The following is a 23710-nucleotide window of genomic DNA, read 5'->3' as shown; positions in this document are numbered from 1 at the left end:
GGGGAAGGCTGGGATGGGGGCAAGCGGCCTGTGAAAAGCCGCTGGGGATTGATACGCCGCTTGCCCCCACCCCAACCCTCCCCCGTAAGGGGAGGGAGCAACAGCCAAGGGCGGGGGTGGAACGATGAGCGCCGTGCTCGACGCACCCGTGGTTCGCCCAGCCAGCCGCTTCATCAAGCTGGCGCGTGGCCTGGGCCGCGTGGCCGAGCGCGGCATCGGCATCGTGCTCTTCCTGGCGCTGTGGGAAGCGCTGCCGCGCCTGGGCATCGTGAGCGACGCCTACCTGAGCCCGCCTTCCGCGGTGCTGGCCAGCATCGGCCAACTGATCGACAACGGCCAGCTCTGGAAGCATGTGGCGGCAAGCCTGCAGCGTTCGCTGTGGGGCCTGCTGCTCGCCAGCACGGCGGGCGTGGTGCTGGGCCTGCTGATCGGCGGATTCAGGCGGTTGGCCACCATCGTCGATCCGGTGCTGCAGTTGTTTCGCCAGACCTCGGCCTTCGCGCTGTTTCCGGTGTTCATCCTGTTCCTGGGCATCGGCGAGCTGTCGAAGGTCGCGATCATTTTCTGGGCCTCGTTCTGGCCGGTGCTGCTGAGCACGGTGAGCGGCGTGAAGCAGGTCGACCGGCTGCTGGTCAACTCGGCACTGTCGATGGGCGCCTCGCGCCGTTTCATCTTCTTCAAGGTGGTGCTGCCGGCGTCGCTGCCGTCGATCTTCACCGGCGTGCGGCTCGCGGGCGCGTACAGCATCACCGCGCTGGTGGCGGCCGAGATGATCGGCGCGCACTCGGGCCTGGGCTTTCTCACGCTGAATTCGCAAGAGACCTTCCAGATTCCGACGATGTACGCCGGCATCCTGCTGCTGGCCGTGCTCGGGCTGCTGCTCAACTACCTGCTCGCGTTGCTGGAGCGGCACCTGTTGCGCTGGCGCAAGGGCCTGAGTCTCGATGACTGATGAGTGGCGGAAGGTGGCGCCGCGCACCCTGGCAATGGCGGGCGCGGCGCTGGCAGTGACGGCGGCGCTGGCTAGCCTGGGCGGCCTGTGGTTCTCCGCCGCGAATCACAACGGCTTCTTGCGCGTCTTCGATGCACCATCGGCTTCGCTGGCTGGTTTGCCCAAAGGACCGGTGCTCGCCCATGCCATCGAGCGCGGCCGGCTGATCGTGGGTGTGCGCCACTATCCGCGCCCTGCTCCGCCGCAAGCGCCGACGCCGCCCGAACCCGATGCCTTCGACGCCACCTTCGCCCGGCAACTGGCGAAATCACTTGGCGTGCCGCTGGAACTGGTCGGGCTGGACGCCGCCGACCAAGAGGCTGCGCTGCGCAACGGCCGCGTCGACGTGCTGATCGCCGGCGTGCCCGCCGCGTCGATGCCGGACATCGCCGCAGCCCCGGGCAGCTATGACGCGGGGCGCGGCCTGGTGGTGGTCTTGCGCCGGGGTGCGGTGCAGGAAGCCTCGGCACTGCGCGGTGCCCCGGTCTGCGTGGCCGAAGGCTCGGGCTATGCCGATGCGGTGTCGCAACGGTACGGTGCGCAGCCGCGCAGCTACCCCTCGTCGGTGCATGCGGCATCGGCCTTCATGGCCGGCGAATGCACGGCGTTGGCCGAAGACGGCGAGGTGCTGGAAAGGCTCATGCAGAACGAGGAATGGCGCTTCTACAAGCCACTGGCCAGCGATCTGCGCCCGCCATCGGACGCGACCATCCGGCTGTCCGATGGCGACACCGCTTCGCGCGACTACATCGCCGCCGCGCTGCGCCAATGGCGTGCGGACGGCACGCTGGCGCAGGCACGCAGCGCGCGTGCGGGCAATCTCCAGTTCGAGATCACGCTGCTCAAGGACGGGCTGGTCTGCCACTCCTGAGCTGCGGGTTCTTTCTGCTGCTCAGGCGGCGTGCGCAACGCCGCTTGGTCGCAGGCTTATGCGGCCGCATCGGCCGGGGTTGGTGCATGCACCGGGCGACGACGCCAGGCATCGATGCTCCAGGGGCCTGCACCGGCTGCAGCGATGAACAGGAAGACGAACGAGAACAGCACCGCTGCCTCTCCCTGGTTGAGCGAAGGGGCCAGCACGAAGCCCTTGGACGCATGGCCGATGAAGTACGCAAAGGCCAACTGGCCTGAGAGCACGAAGGCGACCGGCCGCGTGAACAGGCCGATCAGCAGCAGGATGCCGCCGAAGAACTCGATGATGCCCGCCGCGCCCAGCAGCGAGACAAGCTGGAGGTTGTCGAAGAACGCTACGTGCGGAAAGCCGAAGAGCTTGGCCGAGCCGTGCTGGATCAACAGGTAGGCCGAGACGATGCGCAGCACCGAGAGGGCGGGCGGAACCAGGCGGTCTGTGTTGGGAATGGTCATGGCGATGAGAGCCTTGGAAGGTTGGTTGAAGAAAGGAAAGGCTTTGAAATTCTGTGGTGCTGCCACTCGCATTCAAAGTTCGAAATTCGTACTTCGACCCTCGTTTTCTTCAGCCCTGCCAGCCTCATCCTCCAGATGCGACGACCGCGATCCCCTTGAACTGCCCTGCTTTTTCCGGCGCGGTTGTCCTTGGATAGCGCTCCGGCGAAAAGCGGTGCATCAGCTCGGCCTCTCGAACCGTCGCCAGTTCGAAGTTGGCGTGCTTCACATGGCCATAGCCGCGAATCGCGAGCGGCACGGCGGCGATGTGCGCCGCGAGCCTTTGGTTGTCGGCTGAAAGCTCGGCCGCCAGTTCATCGAGACGTGCATCGAACCGGTCAATGAGCGAGCGCTCCAGCCTGCGCTCCTGCGTGTAGCCGAAGACATCCAGCGCGGTGCCGCGCAGGTGCTTGCCCAGCGCCAGCCACTTCATGGCCGGAAGCATCCATGCACCGAGTCGGATCTTGGCGGGTGCCTGTCCGTTCACACTGCGCGCGATCAGCGGCGGCGCCATGTGGAATTCGAGCTTCAGCTCGCCTTCGAACTGATCGTGCAGCTTCTGCAGGAACGCGCCGTCGGTGTAGAGCCGCGCCACTTCGTATTCGTCCTTGTAGCTCATGAGCTTCAGCAGGCTGCGCGCCGCGTTGCGCGTGAAGGGCAACGAGGCGTCGCCACCGGACAGGGCCGCTTCGCGCGTCTGCAGGGCGCGGACGCGTGCTTCGTAGCGGTCGGCCCAGGCGGCGTTCTGGTAGCCAGTGAGGTGCTGGCGCGCATCCGCCAACAGGGCTTCCAGCGGGCGTTCGTCCGCCTGTTGCGCCTGCATGCCCATGGGCGCTGCGCGCAACTGATCGAGCGCCGCAGGATCGCCCGCTGCAAGCCGCCCCAAAGAGAACGCCGACTGGTTCGCGGCCACCGCCACGCCGTTGAGTTCGATCGCATGCATCAGCGCTTCGAGGCTGAGCGGCACCAGCCCGCGCTGCCACGCATAGCCGGCCGCGACGATGTTCGCCGCCAGCGTGTCACCCAGGAATTCTTCCGCGAGGCTCTGTGCATCGAAGGTCTCGACCTGCGCTTCGCCGGCGACGAAGCGCATCTTTTCCAGCAGCAGGTCCACATGCAGATCGGCATCCGGGTTGCGCAGCGATTCGGCCACCGGAATCTCGTGGATGTTCGCCAGGATGCGTGTGCGGCCATGCCGAACGGTTTGCAACGCATCGGCCGATGCGCCCACCACCACGTCACAGGCCAGGATCGCGTCGGCCTGCTGCGTGTCGATGCGCACCTGGTGCAGCCGCTCGCGCGAATCGGCCAGCCGCACGAAGCTCAGCACCGAGCCGCCCTTCTGCGCGAAGCCCATGAAGTCGAGCACGCTGGCAGCCTTGCCTTCCAGGTGCGCGGCCATCGCGATGACGGCCCCGACCGTCACCACGCCGGTGCCGCCGACGCCGGTCACGAGCAGGTCGTACGGCGCGGTCCACACGTGCGCCGTGGGGTGCGGCAATGCGGCCACGCGGTGCAGGAACGCGTCGCGCCCCGCAGCCAGCGCACCGCTCTTGCGGCGCAGCTTGCCGCCGGTCACGCCCACGAAGCTGGGGCAGAAGCCCTTGGCGCAGGAGTAGTCCTTGTTGCAACTGGTCTGGTCGATCTTGCGCTTGCGCCCCATCGGCGTTTCCTGCGGCAGCACGGCCACGCAGTTGCTTTGCACGGTGCAGTCGCCGCATCCTTCGCACACGGCTTCGTTGATGAACAGGCGTTTGGGCGGATCGGCCAGCTCGCCCTTCTTGCGGCGCCGACGCTTTTCGGCGGCGCAGGTCTGTTCGTAGATGAGCACCGTGACGCCCGCCATCTCGCGCAGGCAGCGCTGCACATCGTCGAGCGCGGCGCGGTCGTGGAACTCGGTGCCTTGCGGAAAGCGGTTCTTGATGGCGTCGTACTTGTCGATGGCATCGCTGACGACGACCACCTTGCTCACGCCCTCGGATTCGACCTGCCGCGCGATCGCATCGACGCTGATCACGCCGTCGACGGGCTGGCCGCCAGTCATCGCGACCGCGTCGTTGAACAGGATCTTGTAGGTGAGCGTCGCCTTGGCGGCCACTGCCTGCCGGATCGCGAGGTAGCCCGAGTGGTAGTAGGTGCCGTCGCCCAGGTTCTGGAACACGTGTGGCGTCTTCGTGAACATCGCATGCGAGATCCAGTCGACGCCCTCCCCGCCCATCTGTATCAGCCCCGCCGTGCTGCGGTCCATCCAGTTGGCCATGAAATGGCAGCCGATGCCGGCACGCGCGGTGGAACCTTCGGGCACCTTGGTGCTGGTGTTGTGCGGACAGCCCGCGCAGAAATACGGCAACCGCTTGACCGAGTCGCTCGCATTGCCGAGCAGCTCGGGCGGCGTGAAGTCGCGCACATGCTGCAGGTGATCGCCCAGGTCGTGGTTGTCGGGAAAATGCGCGGCCAGCCAGTGCGCGACCAGCTCGATCAGCCGCGAGGGACGCAGCTCGCCGAGCGCGGACACCAGCGGCTGGCCGTTGCGGTCGTGCTTGCCGACGAGCACGGGCCGCTCGTGCGGCGGTGCGTTGTAGAAGATGTCGCGCAGCTGCGTCTCGACGACCGCGCCCTTCTCTTCGACGATGAGGATTTCTTCGAGCCCTTGCGCAAAGGCCTTGATGCGCGTCTGCTCGAGGGGAAAGCTCAAGCCGATCTTGTACAGCCGCACACCGGCACGGGCCAGTTGCTCCGGTGAGAGTTCAAGCCGGCGCAGCACTTCCATCAGGTCGTGGTGCGCCTTGCCGCAGGTGACGATGCCCACCTTGGCGCGCTCGCTCACGATCACATGGCGGTCGATGCTGTTGCGACGGGTGAAGGCGGCCACGGCCGCGAGCTTGTCTTCGAGCCGCGATTCGATGCGCAGCGACGGCAGGTCGGGCCAGCGGTAGTGCAGCCCATCCGGTGGTGCGCGATGGCCGGTGGCGGCGCTCACGGTGTCGGCGTCTTCCCAGGCCATGACGCGCGCGTTGACCGCGTCGAGGTCCACCGTGCCCGCGCTCTCCACGATCTCGGACAGCGCCGCCATGCCGACCCAGGCGCCCGAGTAGCGCGACAGCTCGTAGCCGTAGAGGCCGAACTCCAGGTATTCGGCCACGCACGAGGGCTGCATGACCGGCATGCGCCAGGCCATGAAGGCATGGTCGCTCTGATGCGGCATAGACGACGACACGCAACCGTGGTCATCGCCGGCCACCACCAGCACGCCGCCGTGCGGCGACGAGCCGTACGCGTTGCCGTGCTTGAGCGCATCGCCCGCGCGGTCCACGCCGGGCCCCTTGCCGTACCACATGGCGTACACGCCCTCGACCGTGCGCTCCGGGTCCGACTCGACGCGCTGCGTGCCCAGCACCTGCGTGGCCGCCAGCTCTTCGTTGACGGCCGGCACGAAGCGGATGCCTGTTTCCTTGAAGCGTTCGCCCGCCTTCCAGATCGCCTGGTCGACCATGCCCAGCGGCGAGCCGCGGTAGCCGCTGACGAAGCCCTGCGTGTGCAGGCCCCGCGTCGCGTCGCGCCGGCCCTGCATTACCAGCACGCGGATCAGCGCCTGCGTGCCGGTGATGAAGACCGAGCCCGAAGGAGCCCAGAGGTTGTCGGAAAGCTGGTAGCCGGGCCGTCTGAGTGCGGCCGTGTCATGTGGTTGTGGGGCGTTCATGCGCAGAATTGTTCTGCGATGCCCTGCGGAAGTGCTTCTTCAATACACTAGCGCAGACCCTTGTTTGAAGAATAATCCCCTCGAAATTCGCCATGAACGTCGATTCTGTTTCTCTTGACGAGCATTGCCTCAAGATTCTTTCTGCGCTGCAGCATGACGGCCGGCAGACGGTGCAGCAGATTTCCGAGGCCGTGGGGCTGTCGCCCACGCCCTGCTGGAAGCGCATCAAGGACATGGAAGCGGCCGGCGTCATTCGCGGCTACACCGCGCTGGTCGATCCCGAACTGGTCGGCCTGCATGTCTCGGCCGTGGCCGAGGTGAACCTCGACCGGCACAGCGAAGCGATGGTGCAGCGCTTCGAAGAGGCCGTGGCCGCGAGCCCGCAGATCATCCGCTGCGTATCAGCCACCGGACCGGCGGACTACATCCTGAACGTGACGGTGCCGGACATGAAGCACTACGAACGCTTCTTGCACGAAGTGCTGTTCAGCCTGCCTGGTGTCACACATGTGCGTTCGAGCATCGTGTTGCGCGAGATCAAGTCGGAGACGGCGTTGCCGCTGGATCATCTGCTGCCTGACAAGCCTCGTGCGGTGGGGGGGCGGCGCCGCTGAGCGCATCTGCGGCAGCGCGCGGAGGGTTACCCATGCGGATGTCAACAGGGCTTTGGCGCGAAATCTCAAAGCCCTAATGAAGACTGATCAACGTCCCATTGCCAGAAGGTCGATCCGCAACCGTGGCATCGAGCGTGCGAAGTCCGCAAGATCTTTTGGGTAGACCCAATGCTCACGGAACGGCGTGTCGTCCACGTCGTAGAGGTACGCGACGGCTGCCGCCTCGAATGCCCAATAGCCGAAGTAGCCCCCGGCACCTCGGGCCGACTGGTTCTTGTGGCTGTTGTACCAACCAGTCCCTTTCATCCCGAAATACCACGCTTTAAGAAATAGCCCGATGTCTTCCTGCTTCTCGTCCATGGGCGTTTCAGCCGTGGCATCCAGCAAGATCCCGTAATGCACTTGTTGGTAACTGGTCTCGAGGAAGGGCCGATTGGGCAAATACTTGCCAAGAAAATCCTCGACCAGTGCGTCGCTTTCGTCGGGGCCTCCGCCCTTGAACAGCGAATGCACGGCAGGGATCAGGTCTTCACGATGCAGAAGAATGGCCAGTGACAGCAGTGCCACCACTCGCACATAGTCGTCCTTGTACTTGAAGTCGAAGAGCGGCATCGTCGGTTCTTTTTCATGCGCTCGATTGAAAAAAGCCGCCTCTTCATATGCCTTGATAACAACGCCGAATCGCTCGTGCAACCCTTCGATCGGCTGTCCCGCGGTGTAGTCCAGCGACAGCAGCTCAAAGAGCTGCCCAGCCTTGCGAAGGTGCTCGAGCCAGCGCATCTCACTCGAAAGATTGCCATGTTGAAGCGTCTTCTCGATGTCCTTCAGCGTATGCATGGGAACCCAGTCCTGCACAAAAAGACAATACTTTTCGTCGAGAAACTGCTGGCGCCGATGGAAGGGTTTGATTTCGGATGTGCTCATGCCGTCACTCTTGCATTCTTCAGGCAATGAGCAGGCCATCGCCAAGCTTTCCTGCAATCGCGTACTTCCCACGGTCCTTCAAATCAATGGCAGCGTTGCGGAATCGCTTTGATCCGCATCGCCAGCGAGTCGAGAAACCCGAGAACTCAAAGTGCAGGAGCAGATTGATCAAAATCCCACTGCCAGAACGTCGATCCGTAGTCACTACCCTCGATGATCGGCATCACCTCACCTTGTTTGAAATAACGGCGACTGCCCGTTGAGGCAGGAGTGAACCACCAACCCGCCTGAGGGCAATATTCACCGCCGGGCACTCGGGTCGGACGTGAGTCGATGCCCTGCACTTTCGACGCGCCGGGCTTGAGGTTTGCCAGCGAGTGATTGGCTCGCGCCCAGTCCGCAAGATCCTTGGGGTACAGAAGATGGTCGCGGAAGGTGCTGTCGTCGATGCCGTTGATCACGCAAACGGCGGCCGCTTCGAAGGACCAATAGCCGTAATAGGGCATGTACTCGCCTTCGACCGCATGCAGATGGCCATCGTGCCAGGGGGCGCCATCGAAGCTCCTGTACCAGCCTTCGAGGTATTCCTTGACCTTGGCACTCGCTTCCCGCGGCGTTTCCAACGCGTAGATCGCGTCGATCAACGGGTCGTACGGACTGGTGTGAAAGTATTCCGTGCTTTCGCGCGGATCGAGCACGGCGGGCTCAAGCAGGAATTCGAACAGCAGATCGGTGCCGCGTGCGCTTTGCATCCAAAGGGCGCATTGGCGCAACGCATCCCCCTCGCCAAAGAGCACACCCAAGCTCACGACGTCGATGGCAAGTTGGTAGTGATACAAGTCCTCGAGTTCGAGAGGCGTCATGTCGAGCCGAAGATCTTCGTTGCGTTTTTTTGCAAGCCACTTCGAATATTCGTGCTCAGCAGCATGCCACTCGCCCAGCGCGTTCATCACATCGCTATACAAAGGCTTCAACTCCTCGATGGGGCGACCGGCGGTGTAGTGAAGCTTGAGGAGCTTCAGCTTGTCCTTGAAGATGCCGCCCGCGCTCGAGGGATCTGGTTCGTGAGCGAGGATGCTCTCTTTCATCGTCTCATTGGAGGTGTCCAGCAGCAGTTGCAGGAAAGTCTGATTGAGCTTGAAATATTGCTCGGTCAGAAACTTCTGCCGGCGCTTGGCGCGGAATGCTTCAGCGGTCATGGTGTGCTCTTTTTTCGAATGTTCTCAAGGCGCGCTCATTTGCCTCTGCGAGGAGGTGGGGTTGACCTTCTTGCCTTCGTAGCTTCCTTCTCTTCGGAAGCGGCCTTCTTGGCTTCGTTGGCTTTCTTGCGAGCCGCATCACGCGCCTCAACCACCGTGTCAATTGCCGCAGCCTCCCACTGTCGCGTGAAGCCGTGCTCAGGGTGCGGGTGAACCTCGGCCTCTGGCTTGCCCATGTGGATGTCGGCCAGAGCTTTGATGTGATCGAACATGCCGTCGGATTCAATAGTGATGAGCAACACACGGCGATTTTTCGCCTTTTGAAGAGCGGCAACCGCCGCGGCCGGTATCCCTTCCTTTTCCGAGCGATCCCTCACCCAATCGACTGACATCTGCACCATCCGGAACTCAACCCCTCGCTTGTCACTGCTATCGCTCAGCAGGTAGTACAGCAGTTCCTGGTCTTCGCTCAACCGGGCAACCGACTCCTTCTTCACCCTTGCCCGAGCGCCGGCCAACACGGCGATGACACTCTCGCGGGCCTTGGCCTCGGTGACCGTGTAGCTGGTGCCGTGTTGCCATACCGCGTCGATCCCGGAATGGTTCACCTTGGGCAGATCGATCAGGCTCAGATTCACCGGGCGCTTGTCCACGTTGAGCTTTCTGATGGTCTCCGGTTTCCAGGTGCCCTTGGGCTTGTCGTGCGGCCAACTGCCTTTCAGGCGTTTGAGCTCGCTGTAGTCGGCCATGTGCTCGCCCACCAAGCCCTTCTCCTGGTTGGCAAGGCTCTTGAAGGCCTTGCGCGTGAGTTGCATGGCCACATGAAGCGGCCCGCCGCCCTTTTTGATATCGGTTTCAGGACGGCCGCCGACCTTTTTCCCTGTCTGGCGCAGCTGTACCGTGCCCTTGGGGTGAAGTTCTGCCGCGTTGTGCCCCGCCTTGGGCCGTGTACCGGCCGTGGCAGATGCAGCCACCGCGCGCTCCCCCGCGGCCATGACGATGGCCGCGGCCTGCTCACCCAGCAGGTCTTCCAGAAACTCGCGTATCTCCCTGCTGGCACGCTGCAGCGGAGCCCGAATCTGGCCACGCATATTCTTCAAGCTTGGCAGCAGTTCCTTGGCCAGTCTTTGCACCGAGTCGGGGATCAGCCAGCCCTTCCATCCACTTGCCGTGGAGACGAACTCCAGCAACTCGATGCAGGAGGCCATGGCAACGTCGACTTGCTGGATCGCCGAGTTGCTGCGCGCAACCCATTTGCCCAGGAGTTCGTGACGTATCCATTTGATGGTGCCGCCCTTGCCCAGGCCCAAAAGCCCTTCGACGGCATGCATGCCGCTGTGAACCGCGCCTTTGACTACACGGCGCTCTCTCCACAGCGGCTTGAAGACGGTCTTGAAGGCACTGCCTATCTCGGGAATGGCGCCGAAAGCGGCGAATCCCAGGTTGACCAGTTGATCCGCATTGGCCTTGTCGAAGCCGCCGTGCTGATTGATCTTGAACAGTGTGCCGGTGATGTCGCGTGCATCCATCACCTGATCCAGTATGGGAATCAAGGAGATCAGGCCGCCCACGATCTGCGCGCCGAAATGCTGATCCTCTTCGAAGTCGCCCAACAGCAAGGTGCGAAAGAAGCGCTCGACTTCCCCACGCGTTCCGCTCATAGAAATTCTCCCGGCATCGAGCCATCAATGGGCGGCTCTGTGGCCACGGCTTTTTCAATCAGGGCAACGCCTTGGTCTTTCACGTCCTTCTTCTGAAAGTCGGCTTCATCTTTGATCAGCGGGGGCGCCTTCCAATCGCGCGCATCCTCTCCGTACTCGACGCGGTAGCCGCCTTTGGGCACGCCGCGCAACAGCTTGTAGCCCTCCTGGTCCAGCGTGCCTTCCAGCACGGCGCCGCTGTCGAACGTCACCCTGTAGGTGGCTTGCACCACCGGGGTCAGGTCGTCGTAGGTGTAGTGCAACTCAAGGTCCGGCGGCGTTTCTGTGAACGTTCCAATGGGCAATTGCGGCAGCTCCGCCGGACTCCCCTTCGGCCCCACAAAACTCTTGCTCGTTCCCTTCACATCCAGCAGCCCTGGCATCTTCAGCGTGATGTTCGCCCCATCCAGCTCAATACTCGTCTGCCCCCCCTTGAGCGTGATCTTCTGCTTGGCCAGCACGTGGATCTCGTCATTGCTGCTGGTGACCGTGAAGCCTTCCTTCGCCAGCCATTCGAGCCCATCGGTATGTGCCCGCACGCTCACCGGCCCTTCTTGCGCAATGACCTGGATGCCACCTTCATGGCTGTAGAGCCCCACGGACTTGCCTGCCGCGAAGCTCACGGTCTTGCCCGCGGCCATGTGCGCCTGTTCCTGCGCAGTCCAGTGGATCGCCTCGCCCGCATACACCGTGGCACTTGCGGGCGTGGCCATGTTCAGGCTCATGTTCGCGTCGAGCACCATCAGCGGCCGTGCGAAGGCGGGCACGGGCTCTTGCCCTTCGCGCGAGCCCGCCCCCTCGCCGCCTTTCGGCTCACGCGCATCCTGGCCGTTGACGCTGTCGGGGTAGTGACCGTTCTTCTGCGGATCGATGTCGTCGATGAGCGGTTGCAGCAGCGCCGTCGCACCCAGCGCCAGCGCCTTCGCACCACCGGCCGCATCCGACAGGTTCTGCGCTTCGCGCAAGGCGCCTGCGAGTTGGCCGCGCACGCTGAGGGTGTCCTGCACGCTGCCTGCCGCCCGCTCCTGCGCCAGCGTCGAGATCAGCAGGCCTTCGCCCGCACGCGTGACCACCCATGCATCCGAGCGCAGTTCGGCACCGGTGCCGCGCCAGGCGCCGCGATTGCTTTCGTCGGGCGACTGTGCGTTGAGGTGGCCCAGGTTCAGCTGGCTCGCCGCATGCGAGCTGGCCAGGCGCGTGCGCACCTGGCCGGGTGCGTCGTCGGCAATCCACTGGTTGTAGCCGCTGCCGTCGAGCGCGCGGCTGTGCCAGCCCGAGAGCACGCCCGCATGGTTGGCCGACGAATCGGTGCCCGCCGACCAGGGCGGCAGGTCTTGTCCGTTGTAGAGCTGCTGGCCGACCACCGGCCGGTCGATGTCGCCCTCGATGAACGACACCAGCACCTCGGAGCCGACGCGCGGCAGATGGTGCGCGCCCCAGTTCGGGCCAGCCACAGGCGCGGCCACGCGCAGCCAGACCGACTGGCGGTTGCCGGCATGGCGGCCGGCTGCGACCAGGCTGCCTTGTCCGCTGCGGCCCGGCTGATCTGATGACGACGACGACGACTGCTGCTGTTGCTGCGTTGCACGCTGGGCCTGCCAATGAAAGCGCACCTGTACGCGGTGGTCGCGCTCCGTGTGGACTGCCGTCGGCGCCTCTTCGTCATCCGCGCCGACCACGAGCGCGACCATCGCCTCGGGCGCCGTGGGCTTCGGGCGCCAGTGCGGCACCACCTGCGCTTCGGCCGGCTGCGCCTCGAAGCTGTTGCGGTAGCTGCCCTTTTCAAGCTCGCCGGCTTCGAGCACCTGCGCGGCCTGCGCGCCCAGGTTGTTGGCGGCTTCGTGCCGCACGCGCAGCACGAGGAATTTCTGGCCTTCGAAGCGGTCGTGCTGCGTGAGCGTGAAACGCTCGCCGGCGCCCAGTTGCCGCACGCTGCCCGCGGCACCGTAGCGCTTGATGCGCGACTCGAAGGCCACCAGTTGCTGCTCGGCGCGACGGCCTGCAGCGGCGCTGTCCGCGTAGCGCTGCGCGCCGGCGCCGTCGTAGTGCTCCAGCACGGGCACGTCGCCCATCTCGAGCGCGCTCTGCACTGAGCCGGTGGGCGCCTGCAACACGCTGGCATCCCAGGCGTTCAGCGTCACGGAGTTGGTGGCGACCTGGCGCCGGCTGCTCCATGTGGTGATGGCGTCCTGCTGCTCGGTGGCGTCGACGCGGTGAAAGCGGATCTCGGGCAAGGCGCAGTCGGGCGCTTTGGCCTCGCGGTCGAAGATCACCAGGCGATGGTGCGAGGGCGCGGCGTTGTTGTTGGCGCTGCCGCCACTGCTGATGCCGCCCTCGCCGCCTTTCGATTGCTCGTGCTCGAAACGAAAGCTCAGGCCCTCCTGCGCGAGCAGGCGCAGCACAAAGGCGAGGTCCGACTCGCGGTACTGCACGCACGTGGACCGCACGGGCAGCTCCTGCGTGACCTCAAAGCCGAAGCTGGCGGCGGTGTGGTCGGCGAACACCTCGCTGACGATATCCTGCACGTTCTTGGCGGCATACACGAAGCTGTCGCGGCGCAGGCCCAGCGTGGCAAGCCAGGGCTGCAGGTGCAGCCGGTAGCGCGCAAGGCCGCCGTCGCCACCGAGCGCGTCGACAGCCGTGAGGCAGCCGTGCCAAGTGCGGAAATTGCCATTGACCAACAGCAGCCGCAGGCTCAACTCTTCGCCGATCAACGCGAAGGGATCGAACTCGCTCGACGTGGCGAGGGTGTCGATGGTGAAGTCGAAGAGCTCGTTGATGGCTTCGATGCCGGTGAAGCGCTCGACGACAACGGCGTTCTGCGGCGCTGACGCAGGCAGTTGCAGCTTGATGAGGCGTGCCTGCTCGGAGAGCCGCGCGACGTTCAGGCCGTCGGACTTCCATGGCGTTGCGCCATAGGTCGGCATGAAGCTGTTTGAAGTGTCTGACATGGATTCTTCCCCCTTCCCTGGTTTCACGACCGGTACGTCTGGTCTTTGTCCGACTCGATATTGATCACGTCTTCATCCCTGAGGCTCTCGTTACCGCTGCCGACAATGTTGAATCTGTTCGCCATGGCCCCAGCCGGTGCAAGCGGTGTTTGGGTTTGCAACCTACGCCGCCACACCGGCCACCCGAGCGACCTCTTGCTCACTCCACGCCGGCCCGCCAGCCGCTGCAATGACCTCTGCTGGCAGCTCCGGCAGCTTGCCCGCTCCGCTGGTACGCAAGCTCTCGCCCGGCTGGATGGCCGGGCCGCCCTGTTCCATGTAGCGCCGGATGTGCTCCCACAGCCGCCAGAGTGCGGCATCTTCATACCAGCCGAGGTAGCCGATCAAGGCGATGCCTTCCAGCTTGCGCGGGTTCCGGCTCTCGCCCCAAAGCAGACGCAGTACATGGGTGTCGCGTGCCGACTCGCCGGTGAGTTGCATGATCTTGTAGCTGCGGGCTTGCAACTCGTCCCACGAAGTGGTGACCACCTTGTCGATGCCCACGCGCTCCCAGAAGCGCCAAAAGCGCAACCGCCCCAACACGCAGATGCTGACTTCTCGGGTCTCTCGGTTGAAGACGACGGGGATGTCCCGGGGGGCAAGGTGAGACATGCGAAGGGCAAAAGAACCGAACAGGAATCCCATCCCAAACATGAAAACCCCGAGGAGCAGTGGTGTCCAGAAATCTGAAGCCCCCAAAGCGACCCAGGACGCGGCAATCCCGATACCCATTATTCCGAGCGAAAACGCAATAAAGGTATTCCCATTCCCAACCACTTCCCCCGTACCCATAGGCGCGCCAATCTCAATCGCATGCGGATGCACCGCCAGCAACGAATCGCAGGTGCTCGCACTCTCGTGAACGGGCTGCTTCTTGTCTTCGGGCGCCACACGCGTGATCGTTCCATTGAGCATTGGCCGCAGCGCCTCGCCAATGTCGTCAAACTGCGTCTCCGGTCCCTGCCAGTCCGGCAGCAGCACGTTGTATTCGGGTAGTTTCTTCATGTCACTCCGTCATCTCCAGCACTGTCGGCACCGATTGAGTTTTGATGGATTTTTGCATTCGATTGACACGCAACCTACGCTGCCACACCGGCCACACTCGCAAGCCGGGCAACCTCTTCCACACTCAACGCTGGACCGCCAGCCGCTGCAATGACCTCCGCCGGCAACTCCGGTAGCTTGCCCGCACCGCTCGTGCGCAAGCTCTCGCCTGGCTGGATAGGCGGGCCGTCTTCTTCCATGTAGCGCCGGATGTGCTCCCACAGCCGCCAGAGTGCAGCATCTTCATACCAGCCGAGATAGCCGATCAAGGCGATGCCTTCCAACTTGCGCGGGTTTTGGGCCTCGCCCCAGAGCAGGCGAAGCACATGAGTGTCGCGTGCCGACTCGCCGGTGAGTTGCATGATCTTGTAGCTACGGACTTGCAATTCTTCCCACGACGTAGTGATCACCTTGTCGATGCCCACGCGCTCCCAGAAGCGCCAGAAGCGCAAGCGCCCCAACACGCTGATGCTGACTTCTCTGGTCTTTCGGTTGAAGACCACGGGGATGTCGCGCGGGGCGAAGTGAGACATGCGAAGGGCGAAAGAAAACGCAAAAAAACCAAGCAAAAACATTACTGCGCTCAGCGTCCATCCCGCGACATCAGTATCTTTTGATGCCATCCATGCCCCCAAGCCCATAAGTCCCATTGAGAAGAAAACGTAGGTATTTCCCGTTCCGATCACCTCCCCCGTACCCATAGGCGCACCAATCTCAATCGCATGCGGGTGCACAGTCAACAGCGAATCGCAGGTGCTCGCACCCTCGTGAACGGGCTGCTTCTTGTCTACGGGCGCCACACGCGTGATCGTTCCATTGAGCATCGGCCGCAGCGCCTCATCGATGTCGTCAAACCTCGTCTCCGGCCCTTGCCAGTCCGGCAGCAGCACGTTGTATTCAGATAATTTCTTCATGTCATTCCGTCATCTCCAGCACTGCCAGCGCCGATTGAGTTTTGATGGCCATGTGCGTCCGATTGACGGGGGCCTGGAGCACTTCGGCTTGCAACCTACGCCGCCACACCGGTCACACTCGCCAGCCGGGCAACCTCTTCCACACTCAACGCCGGACCGCCTGCCGCTGCAATGACCTCCGCCGGCAACTCCGGCAACTTGCCCGCACCGCTGGTGCGCAAGCTCTCGCCCGGCTGGATGGCCAGGCCGCCCTCTTCCATGTAGCGCCGGATGTGCTCCCACAGTCGCCAAAGCGCGGCGTCTTCGTACCAGCCGAGGTAGCCGATCAAGGCGATGCCTTCCAGCTTGCGCGGGTTGCGGCTCTCGCCCCAGAGCAGGCGCAGCACATGGGTGTCGCGTGCTGCTTCGCCGGTGAGTTGCATGATCTTGTAGCTGCGGGCCTGCAACTCGTCCCACGACGTGGTGACCACCTTGTCGATGCTCACGCGCTCCCAGAAACGCCAGAAGCGCAAGCGCCCCAACACGCTGATGCTGACTTCTCGGGTCTTGCGGTTGAAGACCACGGGGATATCCCGAGGGCTTAGATAGGTGGCGCGGATGACGTGGGAGAAAGGGAAAAAGCTAACCACAAAGAAAAGACTTCCCAAAAGAAAGCGAACGATGTCTGGTCGAAGCAGCGCTTCAAGAAGGAACCACCCTCCCATTGCCATTCCTGCCAAAAAGAAAACCACAAAGGTATTCCCATTGCCCACTGTCTCCCCGGTTCCGAACGGCGCACCGATCTGAATCGCGTCCGGGTGCACCGCCAGCAGTGAATCGCAGGTGCTCGCACTCTCGTGGACCGGCTGCTTCTTGTCTTCGGGCGCCACGCGTGTGATCGTTCCGTTGAGCATCGCGCGCAACGCGTCACTGATGTCGTCGAATTGGCTTTCTGGCCCTTGCCACTCTGGCAACAGCACCTTGTATTCGGGGGCGGGTTTTTTGCTCATGACGCAACCATGGTTTGGTCGACCACATAGTCCCCGCTGGTGGCATCGACCAGTACCTGGACCTGGACCTGGGCTTGTGGGTACAGCAACCCATCGGTGTCGATGGTGATGTGAGTGAAGTCGCCCTCGTCGCTGCGCTTCGGGTTCTCCGCACCCTTCAAGCTCAACGGTGCCGCAGGCGGCACGCTGCGACCCAGCAGATAGACCAATGTCGAGATGCCGTCGCGGCCACTCAACGTGATGCCGACGGTCCATTCGAGGCTGTCACGCAATGCCTTGGGCATCCACAGGCGCAACTCGACCGACTTGAACACGCCGCTGTGGTCTCCGAACGGGTCTTTCATGAATAAAGAGCCCAAGCCAGAATTGCCACGCGCCATACCGGCCCCGGTCGTGGCCATGGTGTTCATGCCGTAGTCGAATTCGACGCGGATGCCCATGAGCAGTTTGTTGAGTTCCTGCTGCTCGAATTCCAAACTACCCCATTTGTCCTTGGCCTTGCCCCAAATGGTCTTGGCGACCCATTCTTCGGTGGGCGTGTCTTGCAGCAGCATGGCGATGTAACCGACACCGATGGCCAGGCCGATCAGGATCAGGCCCCAGCCGGTCCAAGACAGGCCTAGCAGGCCCGCGCTCGCGGCGGACCCGCTGATTTGCGCAGCGGCCATCCATCCGGCTGCAGAAGCCGCTAGAAAAAACGTTGCAGAAACTCCATATGCCACCCCTGAATCTACGTCGTCGTTATCCAAACGTCTCGAGGAATTGACCCCTGCCAACCCCGCATCGACAAGCAACCCCGCAGCCGACAGCCTGCTCGCCATCAGCTTCAACATGGTCGCCCTCGAAGCCCACGCACTGTTCGCCTTGGCCACCTGCTCTGCGACCTCGAGGGTGGCCGCCGTGATGCCCATACCCGAGCCGGCCAGCCCGAACCACGCGGCAGTGCGCTGGTCTTGCGTGCCGTGCTCCAGTGTCTTGACGGACTTGGCAATCGAGAATCCATGCAGCACCGCGCCGGCCGCCGAAAAAGAGGCTGCGCCGCCGCTCATGACGGCGGCCGAACCCTTGGCAAAGCCGGAGAGCTGTCCAGCGGTCCAGCCGGCCGCACGGGTGGCTGCTTGCGCCGCCGGAGCGGTGGCACTGCCGACTGCCCGCCCTGCGGCGGTGGCCGCGTTGGCCGCGGAGCGACCCGCCTGGGCTGCGGCACCGGTCGCGGAGCGCCCTGCGGCGGAGGCCTTTCTCGCCAGGTCGTCTGCCGATTCAGTCGTGAAGACCCACACGTCGATCAGCGTGTTGAGACCGCGCGAATGACCCGCCAGCGCCAGGCTCAGGCCGCCCGCCAGTACCACGTTCTTGAGCTTGCCTGTAGCGGCGGCACCGGCCTTGTTGGCCGCACCCGCCACAGCGCCTACGCCCTGCGCCGCGCGGCGCCCCAATTCGCCGCGCAGGCTCTCCCAGTACTGCACAGCCTCGGACAGGGTCATCTTGACCGTTTGCGCCATAGCCCCGTCCGGGCCTGCCGTGGCGGTAATGCTCTGGATAACGGAGGTGAGGAATTCCCGTGTCTTGACCGACACCGGGTCGGTGCCCGTCGTGGCCATGCTGATCCCGCCGGCGATGGTGATGAGCGGATGCACCAGACCCGAGGCGGCGTTTTTCAACGCTGGCAGGCTGCTGACGACCTTGTCGTAGAACGGATAGCTGGCAAGCAGGACCTGACTGGCCAAGGGAGCGCCCTTGCCCGCGCCAGCGTCTTTCATGGCCTGCGCCGTTTCCTCGAACAACTTGAAGATGTTCTTGGTTTCCTTGTGGACCTTGGTGGGCTTGAAGGCATCGAAGAACGCCACCTGGTTGCCCAGAAGCGCACGCGTGAGCAGCGCTTCGCTGTCGTGCGGGTTGCTTCCCACGAAGGGCTGGTACCACTCGAGGCCGGTGGTGCTCATGTGGCCGCCGAGCGTGCTCTGTGCCACGGCATAGGCGTAGTGCAGGCCGTCGATGCGTTCGTTGGGGCCGAAGTCGTTGCCGGTCACCAGCTTGCGGGCATTCGACTTGAGCCAATGACCGTGATCGGGCTCGACTTTGGCCAAAAGCTTTTTGTCCGCCTCTGCGCGCGTACTGAAATTCTGCAGGAAATCCCTGAACGGGTACTGTCCGCCAGATCCGAGTTTCTTGAGCAGATCGGCCTTGCGGTTCGCGGTCTCGTGGTCGAGTTCCTTGTCGTCAGGAAAGGTGATCGTGCCGTTGACCGGGTCCGGGTAAGTGCCGCCGCGCCCCGTGGCGATGCCTCGGCGCACGCCCTGGTAACGCGCTTCGGGCGGCAAGGTGCCCGCCTTCTGCTGGGCCTGAAATTCCTCGTTGGTGATGGGTTTGCCTTTGAGTTGCACCGCCCCCGCCACGCGCTGCTTGGCCGCCTCGCCGCTTGAATCCACTTCCTTGAGTAAACCCTCGATGGTGAGCGCGGTCTGCAACTTCCACTGGCCTTGACCTTCCTTGTTCAACCACTCGGCCGCGGTGTTGCAACGGGCCATTCGCATGTAGGCCGACTCGGAAGTCACTCCAATGGCGTCAGGTACGCAGACCATGTGGACGTTGCCCATGGTGTATTGGCCCTGCGAAGCATCCACCAGGCGCTGTGCAGCCTGCACGACTTGCACCGCCGTCTCCGGCCGCACAGTGGTATCTCCCGCAACACCCGCCTTCACTTGCAAGGGCGGATATGGCGAGCCCAACAAGGCACCCGGTGGCAACTTTTCGTCGTAGTCGGCAACCAGCGACAACACCGCCCCGGCGGTCAACGGCATGGAGCGCTTGGCCGTGCCGCTCGAAGCTTGTATCTGCGTCATGCGCCTGCTGCGCAGATCCGCCTTCGACGCGTAGGTATTGCGAACGGGCTCGGACCAGGGATGGTCGCTGTAGCCGACCCAGACCGAGCCGGCCTTCTTGGCTTCTGGAATCACCAGCAGCATGGCCATGGCATAGGCGTCCGAGCGCTGGCACACAAAGCCACCATTGGCACTGGTGCTGTTGGTGAGCGGCGCCGCCCCCAATGGGAATGGACTGAGATAACCCCCATTGCTGACACGGTAGAACGCCCATCCCTTGTCGGCCTTCAGTTGAGCCGTGTGGGGCTTTTCGTAATAGACCATGACAAACCCCGTCCGCAAGGTTCGCATCGTGTAGCGGCTGAAGCTCAACGCCACTTCGGCCGTGTGCATGTCGAGCATGGGACGCGCCGCATCCTGCCTGGCCTGTGCATAACCAGCTTCGGCAAGACCGGGGCGCACGAGCAGCACGGGCAGCCCCGCCTTGACGCACGCGGGGCACCCGCCGGCGGTGCATGCGGGAGTATTGGCAGCCGCTTTCTGCGCGCCTGCCGAGTAGCTGGGGGGCGGTGTACTAGCCAAGTTGTTCTCTCTGTTCGATTTGTCGCGTGGGGGCGAATGCGGCATCTCGCTCAAGTTCGGCCCGGATGGTGTCCCAGCCCTCCGGGTCGGGGATGCCTTCGAGCGCTTGCGCGAGGGTGGCTCCCCCGCTCAAGGCGCGATCGACGGCCGAGTGCAATGCCGGATGGCTTGTGAGTTGCGGATGCACCTGCAGGATGTAAGCGCCCAGCAGAACCCGGTCTTGGCGATTCGTCAGCCCGGTTGCGATGACTGCGCCTGCAGCCTGCGCCGCCCTTCGCAAATAGTCGGCAGGCAATGCGCCGGCAAACCGAAGCCAGCCTCGCAGCAGGTCTTGAACCGCTTCGTTCTGTTGCGCATGCGCCCATTGGTCTGCACTGAATGAGAGTGCTTGCGGCAGCACATCAGCCGGCGCCTCGTAGCACACCAGTTCGCCACAACGATCAAGAACGTACCAGCGCGGTATGGCTTTCAACAGCCCCGCCTGTTGGCGTGCTGTGAGCACAGGCCACATCCATTCGAGCACCCGTCGATCGGCCCAGCGCAGCAGCGTAGTGCTGGCTTTGGGCATGAACGCGGGTTGCATGCACTGCGCGAGGTGGCGCGCAAGCGCGTCCCCGGATGCATTCGTCAACAGCCATCCACCAAGCGCGAATCCCTGTTGGCTTTCCTCATCGGGATCGGATTGCTCGGTGATGGCCAAGGCAATGGAAGCCTCGAGCAAATGAGTGTCGTGAGGATCCAGATGGATCAGTCGGGGGCGTTGCTGGTCCTTGAGCAGCGGATGCCGAACAGGAACGGGCCACACATCGCGCGACTCTTCCTGCAGCCAGTCCACGGCGAAAGGCTCCCTGAGCATCGGATCGACCAGCAAGTACGCCGAAAGCGTTTCGTCCGCCTGCAGCGCCTCGCCCAACTGTCTAACAAGGCGTTGAAGCATCTGACTTCCGCCTCAAAGGGTTACGGCACCGCTGGCAGCGGCATCGTTCTGTTTGGGGCACGGCTGTGCTTGCGCTTTGCCCACGCTGTTGCTCGCGCTGTCCCCCTGCGGCCCCACGAAGTTATGCGCCCCCCTGAACGTCACCTTCCCCGGCGCATGAATCTTGATGCTCGCGCCTTCGAGCTTGATGTACGCACCGGCCACTGTCAGCAGCACGTGCGTCGGGGCCTCGACGTTCACGTCCTTCGTCGTGCTGGCAATCGTCACCCTCTTGTCGGCCGCAATCTTCGTGGCGCCCTTCTGGCTTTGCAGCGCCACCTTGCCGCTGGCCGCATGCAGCGCGATGCCGCGCTCCTGGTTCGGCTCCTGTCCTGCGCCGGCCTTGGCGCCGAGCGTGTACAGGCTCACGCCCTTGGCCACGCTCATTGCAATCTGGCCCTGCGCGGGCAGGTCGATGTCCTGGTTGGCGACGATCGCGGTGTTCTTTCCACTCACTGCAATCGCCTCCTTCGGCGTGACGAAGCCAATGCCCATCGGCGCACTGAACTGCAGGTGCGGCTCGCTGTACGCGGTGACGCTGCCTTGCCCGCCCTCAGTCGCCTTGATGCCGCCCCCCGAGCCCGCAGCACCGCCGGTCGCTGCGTTTCCTTCCTGCTTCGCGCCCAGCACTTCCGCCACGTGTTTCAGCCCGTCGATGGCTGGCAGCTTGTCGGGGGCGCCTTCGCCCTTGATCTGCGCCTTCTGGGTCTGCGCGCTCTGGGCCAGCGACGTGGCGAGCTCTTCCGCCTGCTTCGTCTGCTGCTGTGCTTCCTGGCTCGCCATGAAGGCACCTTTGGCGTTCGACTGGGCATGCGCGCTGACAAGCAGGCCCGCCCCTGCACGGATGGCTCCCTGCGCGGTGGTCGCCAGCTCGGCCCCGTGCCCCCGTCCCTTGCCGCGTGCGTTGTCGTCCTGCTGCTTGTGGTGCCCCAGGTGCAACCGGCTCTGCGCCTGCGTGGTGGCCAGGCTCGTGCTGCCCTGCCCGGGCGTGTCGTCGAACACGAGCTGGTTGTAGCCACCATCGCCGCTCTGGCTGGCGCTCAGCTCCTGGGTCTTGATGCCGGAGAACACTGCGTTGTGCGCGTGTTCCTTCGCCTCCTTGCCTTCACCGGCAAACCAGGCGGGTGCGTTGCCGGTGGACTGCGCCGCGCCGGCGGGCTTCTGGTTGTGTTGCGCGTCGGTCTGGCCGGCACCGTTGTACAGCGCCGCGACGACCACGGGCCGATCGATGTCGCCATGATGGAACTCGACGAGCACTTCCTGCCCCACCCGCGGCAAGGTGACCTGGCCCCAGTTGTCGCCGGCTGCGCTGGCGGCCACGCGCACCCAGGCGCCCAGGCTGTCGGAAGCGGGGGCGTTGTCTTGCCCGTCGTTGCGAGGCTGTCGCGCGCTGGAACCGCTGCCACGCTGCCAGTGGAATTGCACCTTGATGCGGTGGTCGCGGTCGGTGTGTACCGGCGCATTGCCGCCCACACCGATGACGATGGCGCTCTGGCTGCCGTGCACGCTGGGCTTGGGGTGGATGCGCTGGCCGTGGCCGTCGATGCTCAGGGGCCGGTAGGGGATGGCCGCGCGCACGGTGCTGAATTCGTTGCGGTAGTGCGTGACGGTGTCGGGTTTCGCATCCGCATTGCCGCTGCCGCTGTCGGCTGGTACATCGAACTCCGTGGCCACGTCGGGCAGGCCCAGGCGTTCACCGACTCCGGCCTTCACGTCTTCGTCGAAGTTGTTGCGCGCGATATGGCGCACAGCAAGCAAGGCAAAGCGCTTGTCCTGCTCGCTGTCCTTGTCGTGCTGTTCGTGGCCGCTCAGCGTGAAGGTTGTTGCGGGCGCGAGGGTGCGCACGGCGCTGCGACCTTCGAAGGTCTTGTTGCGCAGCTCCAGCGCCTGCAGGGCATTGGCCACGAGGCGTTCGCCCTGCGCGGAGGTCTCCCAGCCGTAGGCGCCGGGGTCGTCGCTCCACTGCAGCACGCGGTGGCCGCGCGACGATGCGCCCGAGCCGCTGTTGTCGGCGCCCGTGCTGCGGTTTTGCTGCTGCACGGGCCGCGCGCTCACGCTCTTGTAGTCCCAGCTCTGCTGGTCGAGGCTGTTGGTCTGCAGCCGGCGGTGGCCGCGCCATTGCTGGATGGTGTCTTCGCTTTCGCTCGCATCGGCACGGTGAAAGCGGATGGTGGGCTGCGCGTTGGCGCGAAAGGCGCTGGCATGGTCGGCGATGACCAGCACATGGCTGCCGAGCGCGCCGTCCTTGCCGGTGGCGTGCTCGAACCAGTAATAAAGCCCTTCTTCGGCCAGCAGCCGCGCGACAAAGTCGAAGTCGCTCTCGTGGTACTGGGTGGTGATGCCGCGCACGGGGTAGATGTCGCGCTGCGCAATCTCCCAGCGCCATTGCACGGCCAGCTTTCCTTGCTGCTGATAGCGGGCGAACACGGCATCGACGATCTCGACCACGCCCTGGTGCTGGAACAGGCAACTGTCCTGGCGATACCGCAGGAACGCGAGCCAAGGCTCGATGACGATCCTGTAGCGCGCCATGCCGCCGTTGCTGGCCACGCATTCGGCCTCGGTCACGTGCCCGTGGAAGGGGCGCAGCTCGGTGCGGCTCTGTGCGGTCTGAAGATCGAGGCGCACGCCCTGGCCGATCAGGGTCTTGAGTTCGATGTGGGCGTCGTCGCTCAGCGCGGTGAGTTCGAAGCGAAAGCCTCCGCCGTCGATGGACTCCACGCCGTCAAGGCGTTCGGCCAGAAGCTTGTTGTCGCCCAGCGGCGTGTGCAGAACCAGCAGCCGGTCGCGCTGCGTGGTGCCAGCGCGCAACAGCGCACCGAGCGAAGCCGAGTTGAAGTCCGTCATGTTTTTAGTTCTCC

At 64.0% G+C, this 23710-nt stretch carries 15 protein-coding genes; 3 read left to right on the top strand and 12 right to left on the bottom strand.

What is annotated here, in order from left to right:
• The first annotated feature begins 124 nt into the window (after positions 1–124).
• Both ACSFB7_RS30200 and ACSFB7_RS30195 read left to right on the top strand, forming a co-directional pair.
• Positions 125–952 (top strand): ABC transporter permease, encoded by an 828-nt coding sequence (locus ACSFB7_RS30200; RefSeq protein WP_435476011.1) that lies wholly within the window; start codon positions 125–127, stop codon positions 950–952.
• Entirely contained in the window at positions 945–1862 is a 918-nt protein-coding gene (locus tag ACSFB7_RS30195; protein ID WP_435476010.1) for a substrate-binding periplasmic protein, read from the top strand. The genes ACSFB7_RS30200 and ACSFB7_RS30195 overlap by 8 nt, the downstream gene beginning before the upstream one ends.
• A gap of 56 nt (positions 1863–1918) precedes the next feature.
• On the opposite strand, the gene ACSFB7_RS30190 is transcribed toward ACSFB7_RS30195, so the two are convergent.
• Both ACSFB7_RS30190 and ACSFB7_RS30185 read right to left on the bottom strand, forming a co-directional pair.
• Positions 1919–2356, bottom strand: a complete 438-nt coding sequence (locus ACSFB7_RS30190; RefSeq protein ID WP_435476009.1) for a DoxX family protein — start codon at positions 2354–2356, stop codon at positions 1919–1921.
• Positions 2357–2480: 124 nt separating this feature from the next.
• Positions 2481–6095, bottom strand: a complete 3615-nt coding sequence (locus ACSFB7_RS30185; RefSeq protein WP_435476008.1) for an indolepyruvate ferredoxin oxidoreductase family protein — start codon at positions 6093–6095, stop codon at positions 2481–2483.
• A 92-nt stretch (positions 6096–6187) separates the two neighbouring features.
• On the opposite strand from ACSFB7_RS30185, the gene ACSFB7_RS30180 reads away from it, so the two are divergent.
• Positions 6188–6709: an Lrp/AsnC family transcriptional regulator gene (locus ACSFB7_RS30180; protein WP_435476007.1), complete on the top strand. Its 522-nt coding sequence runs from the start codon at positions 6188–6190 to the stop codon at positions 6707–6709.
• Positions 6710–6796: 87 nt separating this feature from the next.
• Here the strand turns inward: ACSFB7_RS30180 and ACSFB7_RS30175 are convergent, their stop codons facing one another.
• The 10 genes from ACSFB7_RS30175 to ACSFB7_RS30130 all read right to left on the bottom strand — a co-directional run bounded on the left by ACSFB7_RS30175 (position 6797) and on the right by ACSFB7_RS30130 (position 23696).
• A complete protein-coding gene (locus tag ACSFB7_RS30175) occupies positions 6797–7633 on the bottom strand; it encodes a PoNe immunity protein domain-containing protein (protein ID WP_435476006.1) in 837 nt (278 codons plus the stop codon).
• 146 nt (positions 7634–7779) lie between these two features.
• Positions 7780–8832, bottom strand: coding sequence for a PoNe immunity protein domain-containing protein (locus tag ACSFB7_RS30170; protein ID WP_435476005.1), 1053 nt, complete (start codon positions 8830–8832; stop codon positions 7780–7782).
• A 35-nt stretch (positions 8833–8867) separates the two neighbouring features.
• Positions 8868–10493, bottom strand: a complete 1626-nt coding sequence (locus ACSFB7_RS30165) for a hypothetical protein (protein WP_435476004.1) — start codon at positions 10491–10493, stop codon at positions 8868–8870.
• Positions 10490–13483 carry a type VI secretion system Vgr family protein gene (locus ACSFB7_RS30160; protein ID WP_435476003.1) on the bottom strand — a complete coding sequence of 998 codons (2994 nt, stop codon included), beginning with the start codon at positions 13481–13483 and terminating at the stop codon, positions 10490–10492. The genes ACSFB7_RS30165 and ACSFB7_RS30160 overlap by 4 nt, the downstream gene beginning before the upstream one ends.
• 162 nt (positions 13484–13645) lie before the next feature.
• Entirely contained in the window at positions 13646–14527 is an 882-nt protein-coding gene (locus tag ACSFB7_RS30155) for a DUF6708 domain-containing protein (RefSeq protein ID WP_435476002.1), read from the bottom strand.
• A 74-nt stretch (positions 14528–14601) separates the two neighbouring features.
• A complete protein-coding gene (locus ACSFB7_RS30150; protein WP_435476001.1) occupies positions 14602–15480 on the bottom strand; it encodes a DUF6708 domain-containing protein in 879 nt (292 codons plus the stop codon).
• 95 nt (positions 15481–15575) lie between these two features.
• Positions 15576–16469 carry a DUF6708 domain-containing protein gene (locus ACSFB7_RS30145; protein WP_435476000.1) on the bottom strand — a complete coding sequence of 298 codons (894 nt, stop codon included), beginning with the start codon at positions 16467–16469 and terminating at the stop codon, positions 15576–15578.
• Positions 16466–19918 carry a T6SS effector BTH_I2691 family protein gene (locus ACSFB7_RS30140; RefSeq protein WP_435476164.1) on the bottom strand — a complete coding sequence of 1151 codons (3453 nt, stop codon included), beginning with the start codon at positions 19916–19918 and terminating at the stop codon, positions 16466–16468. The genes ACSFB7_RS30145 and ACSFB7_RS30140 overlap by 4 nt, the downstream gene beginning before the upstream one ends.
• On the bottom strand, positions 19866–20810 hold the full coding sequence (locus tag ACSFB7_RS30135; protein ID WP_435475999.1) for a DUF4123 domain-containing protein: 945 nt from the start codon (positions 20808–20810) through the stop codon (positions 19866–19868). Before ACSFB7_RS30135 ends, ACSFB7_RS30140 begins: the two co-directional genes overlap by 53 nt.
• Positions 20811–20822: 12 nt before the next feature.
• Positions 20823–23696, bottom strand: a complete 2874-nt coding sequence (locus ACSFB7_RS30130) for a type VI secretion system Vgr family protein (RefSeq protein WP_435475998.1) — start codon at positions 23694–23696, stop codon at positions 20823–20825.
• Positions 23697–23710: the final 14 nt, after the last annotated feature.

The sequence above is a fragment of the Variovorax raffinosi genome, from assembly GCF_051216615.1.
Lineage (GTDB): Bacteria > Pseudomonadota > Gammaproteobacteria > Burkholderiales > Burkholderiaceae_C > Variovorax.
Note: the sequence above shows the minus strand (reverse complement) of the source record. Positions and strands in the feature narration are given on the sequence as shown.